Source organism: Paenibacillus sp. GXUN7292 (assembly GCF_050864975.1).
Lineage (GTDB): Bacteria > Bacillota > Bacilli > Paenibacillales > Paenibacillaceae > Pristimantibacillus.
Genome location: NZ_JBOZWO010000085.1, coordinates 1 through 5836, shown reverse-complemented (window position 1 = coordinate 5836; position 5836 = coordinate 1). Strand labels below are relative to the sequence as shown.

The following is a 5836-nucleotide window of genomic DNA, read 5'->3' as shown; positions in this document are numbered from 1 at the left end:
ATATTGAATATCTGCGAGCAAAGTAGACTTTTCCGCACTATCCGCCACTAGATCGACTTTTGCTTTAGCAGCGTCAATAGCGGCTTGATCCACACTAGCTTTTAAAGCTGTTTTGGTACTGTCCCTGAATAAAGAAGCAACAGCATTTTTGGCTGCAATTAAATTAGAATTTTCTCCCGAGTTCGGTGTTCCGCCAGCCGAAGGCTGCAAATCGATATTTAGTACGCCATTAATTCTAATAATTTTGTGTTTTATCAGCTCATAATTGAGAAAAATTAATTTCACATTGTTTTTCAGTTCTAAGCGTAAATCCTCAATTTTAGCTTCGTTTCCAAGGGTAATTCTACTATTCGTATTTTCTATGAAAAGAGAATCTATCCTTGCATTTAACACTGTGTATAAGGATCCTGTTCCAACTCTGACGATGGGGATGCCAATACTTGCGTCCGCCTCGATACTAGCGTCAACTAAAAGATCTATTTCATTAACTTTGGTTTCACCTGTCAACGTAACGGTGGAGCCCTCCAAGGCCACTTTAACAGATTGCAGGATTGATTTATGAAAATGTAAATTGGGAAGATCGTTCTTTTTGTTATCTAACGAAACAATTGAGCTATACAGCTTCGATGTAACTAATTCTCGTGGCTTTAATAGTATCGTTGAACCTTTCACCAGTACATTTTCAACATAAAAGCTGTTTTGGACTTCGCTTTCTATTATAAGATCTCCTGTTATAGTGGCGTCTTTAATGGACAAATGGTCGCCTTTTATAATCATGGTAGCACCAATAACAGCTCCATTACCTGATAACACTACATTTGAATTTGCCTTATCATCATGTAATCGCCCATCTGCATAAATAGTAACTGATTCAATACGGCTTATTTTTCCTCCAATAATGTGAGCCTTTATTCGTGAGTTTTTTAATATCGAAAGATTTTCAGGCGTAATCCAAGCCTTTTGATCGTCAGATAACGAAAAGCTATCGTTACCCAGTTGAACGGAATCTGAAGTGATTGTCGTCACTTTAGACTCGATTATCCGCTCCGTCAGTTGTTGCGCCAATTGACAACGGTATATAAATAACGCCATATCCCCACGATTAACGGCTTCGTTCGGCGAGTACGTTGTCGGTGAAGTTCCTAATGTAATCTTATTTTGTAGCAACGAGGTCACGTAAGGGGCATACCAACTCGCTGAAGGAACATCCTTAAAAGGGTTTACCGCTAATTTTTCTTCTGGAAACTGATAGGAAATGACGAGAATCTTTGCCATTTCTGCACGTGTAAGCAATTGGTGGGGCTTGAATGTTCCGTCTGAATACCCTTGGAATATCCCGGCACTTACTACAGCAGCAATCGGCTTGTAATATGTGGAGCTTTCATTCACATCTTGGAAGCCGGGGTTATCTGCCATTTCCAAGTTGAGCTGTAGAGCTCTAGCGAGAATTATCGCTGCTTGCGCACGATTCAATTTTTCCGAGGCACGATAGGTTCCATCCGAATAGCCCAAAATAATTTTTTGTTGCACAAGGCTTGCCAAAGCATCCTCATATTCACTGCCTGGCTCTATATCTGTAAAAATGGTACCCCTCTCGTTTGCTTGGGCATATTGTCCAGCTACGACGCCGAGTGATAGTAAAAAAATGAATGCGATAATAAGCGTTAATTTATTTTCCATCGGCTTCAGTCTTTCCTGCATATTCATAAGTAAAAGGTCCTCCTTCTCCCTTCCGACTGCCCATTTCTTCTTAGGAACCGTCCACGATACCCTTTGGACACTTTTTTAAAGCTCCGCCACCTTCTAATATTGTAAAGGACAGTAATCGTAATCGGATCTCATTTTTATCGCAAATTCGTCTCATGTTTTCATTCATATAACGTTACCTACTAGGGGCGGATTTCCCTAGAAAACCGATGCCTTTCCAGCCATAGACATGCAAAATCAACTGCTTCCTTCAAGTCAAAAAACATACATTCTGCCTCGCCTATCTTCCCGCGCTGAACAGCCCCCGCCTCTGCAAAGCTCTTACCCAGCTCTGCAAAATCACCTGCATCATAAGCGTAGTCTTCAAACCACTTCCACACCCGCTCCCCATCGTCGAACATGGCTGTCCCCATCTTTTTTACAGGCATATTAGCAAGCATGGTCTCAGCCAGATGAAAGCTTGTGCAGGAATCGAAACCGACTCCTAACAAAAGTACTTTTGCGCCGCTATTATAAAGCTTGCCAAGGGGAGAATCCTCACCAAATTGCGGGGTTAACGGGTGGTCAGCTATTATATACTCGGCAATGCTGCCGTTTGAACAAAAAGAAACCTGCGGGTGCTGTGACCTTAAAGTTCCAGGATAGGTTCTAAACAGCTCAGCAATGCTTCCCATTCCCCGCGTTGGCGTTACCGCAGCATCGAAAGCTGGCATTTCTTCATAAATAGTTTGAAACCACTCTTGTGGTACTGGCGGATTCCCCCACTCGCTTGGATCACTCCAATCTCCACTTTGTGCAGGCATAGTCAACGTACCTCGGTCTCCAACCGATTCCAGTAATGCCTCCACAACCGCCTGCGCCCCTCCACACACCCAGCCAAGACTGGACAACGAGGAATGAACGAGAAGATTATCACCCTTTGCAATATTTAACTGTGTTAATTCCCGAACGATGCTGCTTACGGTATTAGGCAATTTTGTACGGTTTATAGTGTCATGCTCGCTCATGTTCCAGCTCCTTATTTCTTATTCCATTGATTCAGGCTCAAATTCGAAACGATAACTTTGACATTACCATCTTCTTTCAAGGTTACCTCACCGCTCTTATAGGCCTCCTGAGGAAAGAGATAAAACGAAAACATGTCCCCATCTTTATAATTTAGAGCAGAGCCTCCCATAACGCTCCCCTTATATTGCTTCCCGTTATATTCTGAGCGAAGCTCAGCATCGACTGAGGACGAGTACCAGCGTGATTCTGTCGCATAATGTTTATTGCCTGATACTAGTGTTGCCTGATTCAAGCTGTATTTGCCATGGGAGCGAAAATGAATGCGGTATCCTCCTCCCATTAGGCCTACCTCATCAACAACAGCCACATCTATTAGCAGTCCATCCTTATCGTACAATACTTTTCCTTTATTGCTGTCTAAATCGTTCAAGTCAATCGTAATTTCAAACTCGCCATCGATTACGCCATGGTCATAACTATACTTATCAAGCGAACCTGCCGCAAAAGCGATACCCTCTCTCCACATACCTATGTATCCCGTCTGCCACAGCACTCCTAGAACTATCGTCAAGCACAATACTGAAGCAGCAGCACCCAGCATCATCTTGGCTTTGCGTTTTTTAACCGACCGGCTTTCACGTGTATAAACAGGCAATGCTTCGACTAACTCTTGATAAAAACTTTCAAATCCTTCCGGAAACAGTTCCGGGACAGGCCGCTGCTCAGCCTCCGCCTCTAATAGTAATTGAAGCATGGAAGAGATAGCACGATCTCTTTCTTCGCCAGGCTGGACATCTTCTTTAAGCAGCGTTACTACGCGATTATAAAGTTCCTTATATTCACCTTTAAGCATTTGCTCTCTAGCAGCTTTACCCATATTTAATCCCCCGTTGTCCTTAAAATATGATCGACCGTTAACTTGAACTCATTCCAAACCCCAATAAACTCAGCTAACTCATCTTTTCCTTTACTGCTTAAGCTATAGTATTTTCTATTAGGGCCAAGGCTCGACTGCACCTTCTTCGTTTCAAATAACCCTTCGTTCTCTAACCGAAGCAGCAGCGGAAATAGCGTTCCTTCACTTATATTTTCAAATCCTCTCTCCCTAAGCGTCTGAACCAGCTCCTGCGAGTAACAGGATTTTTCATTTAATATTTTTAATACACAGCCTTCTAAAATCCCTTTAAGCATTTGCGTCTTATTGATCAACTCTTCTAACACCGCCATTCAAGGATAAATGGTCAACAGACCGACAGTACCCTTGTTTTTATGTAACTTGTATTGCAAGCTTCCACTACATTGTATTACAAGTAACTGAAAAATGACAATACTTTTCGAGTATAAAAATAAACCTCCAAGCTTGCAGCTGGAGGCGCATAGTTCACTTTTGGAAGGTGTCGATTAATTATAGATAAGGCAAAAAGCAAATGAAAGGGCGGCCAGTGCGATCAAGTTCCGACCGCTCTCCACCTTTTTTTCTTATTGCCCAAAAAGGCGCTCATAATCACATCTTTTTTATTCTAACGGTTGCCACAAACGCTATTTTACCGAAAAAGCGGCATTTTAAAATGTAACGGTTGTGAGCGAGCTTATTGGCTATGAAATGCGGCCTATCTGGTCATTTGTTCGCAAATAACGTCATTCACAACCGTTACAATTCCAAAAGGGGGTTTTTACGCGTAATAGCGCCGCTCACCGGTTCAACCCCTTATGTTTGGACACTTTCATGTAAATACTCACTGAATCGTATCATAGCGCAATTTTTGGTGGATCAATAAGGCCGTTGTTTACACGTTTTAAATATTCTCTTGGCGGCCAGTCTTCTAAGCTTCCATGTAAACGTTCATTGTTGTAAAAACGAATGAATCGGTCGACTTCCATATATGCTTCTTCATAGGTTTCAAAACAATTACGGCGATAGCACTCCATTTCTAAAATGCTATGGAAGGACTCAATAAATGCGTTTTTGTTTGGTGTTTGGTTGGGAATTCGCTCATGCTCAACCCCTTGTTGTTCGCAATAAGTATGAAAGGCTTGGCTTATGAATTGAGGCCCATTGTCTGTACGAATTACCAGTTGATGTGCTTGGGCATGGATGTGTCGCTTCATTAGTGCTTTTTGCAACGTCTGCAGGATGTCCTTAGTATGACAGGTCTTTCCCTTGTGGTAAGACACAATATTCCGATCGAACACATCAATGATGCTAGCTAAGTAAAAGTGGCGCCGTTTTCCAGCTACATATCCGTACTTGATATCCATCTGCCACAGTTGGTTCGGTCCAGTAACCACGCGATTATGAGCAATCTTTTTCGGTACAGGATGCTTAATGACGCGCTGAGGAGAGAGGATTTGTAGCTCTTTACACAAACGATAAACCTTTTTCTTATTAATAATTAATTTGTGTTTTCGACGTAATAGGATAGTTAATTTTCGATATCCGCATGCCCCATGAGGGCCTTTAACTAAACATCTCAAATAGCCTTTAATTCGGATGTCTGAAACGACTTTTCCAGCTTGGTCATAGGAGTATCCCGGAATAGGTCGACCTTTTCCTACAGGCGTACGGCGCTCTGGGTGTTTCAAATGGTAATAGTAAGAAGAACGAGGAACACCACAAAGCCTTAATACTGTGCGTACCGGATAGCCTTTCCCAATCCAGTAGATGCTTACTTCCAGTCGGGATATTTTTTTTTTACTAAGTCTCTGAGTACATTGATTTCAAGTTCTTTCTCGCCAATGATCTTCATGGCGTCGTTATACTTCTTCTCGATTTCATGAAGGCGAGTAGCATCTTGTTTCAGTTGTTCTACATCGTTCTTTCTTTTAGCCATTAGATCATCCACCTCATCCTGATATTGACGCACCCAGTTGCTTAACGTCCTAGGAGCTATGCCATGTTGTCTTGCTACTACCTCTACACGGTAGCCAGCTAACACCTCCACCACTAACTCCTTTTTCGTTTGAACAGGGCATCGAAATCGTCTTTTCATGAATCACTCCACCACTTTCTTTAGTGTATCTTATATGATTTGGAGTGTCCAAATGGATTAGGGGGCTATATAGTCACAACCGTTACAACTCCCAAAAGGCATAGGCATCAATCACATTTGGTCAAGTCCTA

The 5836-nt window shown here is 42.3% G+C and carries 6 protein-coding genes; all 6 read right to left on the bottom strand.

Annotated elements, in window-relative coordinates:
- A partial coding sequence (locus ACRRU2_RS28400; RefSeq protein ID WP_432506805.1) for an S-layer homology domain-containing protein occupies positions 1–1707 on the bottom strand: 1707 nt, incomplete at its 3' end.
- A gap of 182 nt (positions 1708–1889) precedes the next feature.
- Positions 1890–2714 (bottom strand): aminoglycoside N(3)-acetyltransferase, encoded by an 825-nt coding sequence (locus ACRRU2_RS28395; protein ID WP_331702747.1) that lies wholly within the window; start codon positions 2712–2714, stop codon positions 1890–1892.
- 11 nt (positions 2715–2725) lie between these two features.
- Positions 2726–3592 (bottom strand): hypothetical protein, encoded by an 867-nt coding sequence (locus tag ACRRU2_RS28390; RefSeq protein ID WP_331702748.1) that lies wholly within the window; start codon positions 3590–3592, stop codon positions 2726–2728.
- A gap of 2 nt (positions 3593–3594) precedes the next feature.
- Positions 3595–3924, bottom strand: a complete 330-nt coding sequence (locus tag ACRRU2_RS28385) for a PadR family transcriptional regulator (protein WP_432506803.1) — start codon at positions 3922–3924, stop codon at positions 3595–3597.
- A gap of 540 nt (positions 3925–4464) precedes the next feature.
- Entirely contained in the window at positions 4465–5370 is a 906-nt protein-coding gene (locus ACRRU2_RS28380; RefSeq protein WP_432506807.1) for an IS3 family transposase, read from the bottom strand.
- A gap of 11 nt (positions 5371–5381) precedes the next feature.
- Complete coding sequence (locus tag ACRRU2_RS28375; protein WP_432506801.1) at positions 5382–5705, bottom strand: transposase; 324 nt, start codon at positions 5703–5705, stop codon at positions 5382–5384.
- Positions 5706–5836: the final 131 nt, after the last annotated feature.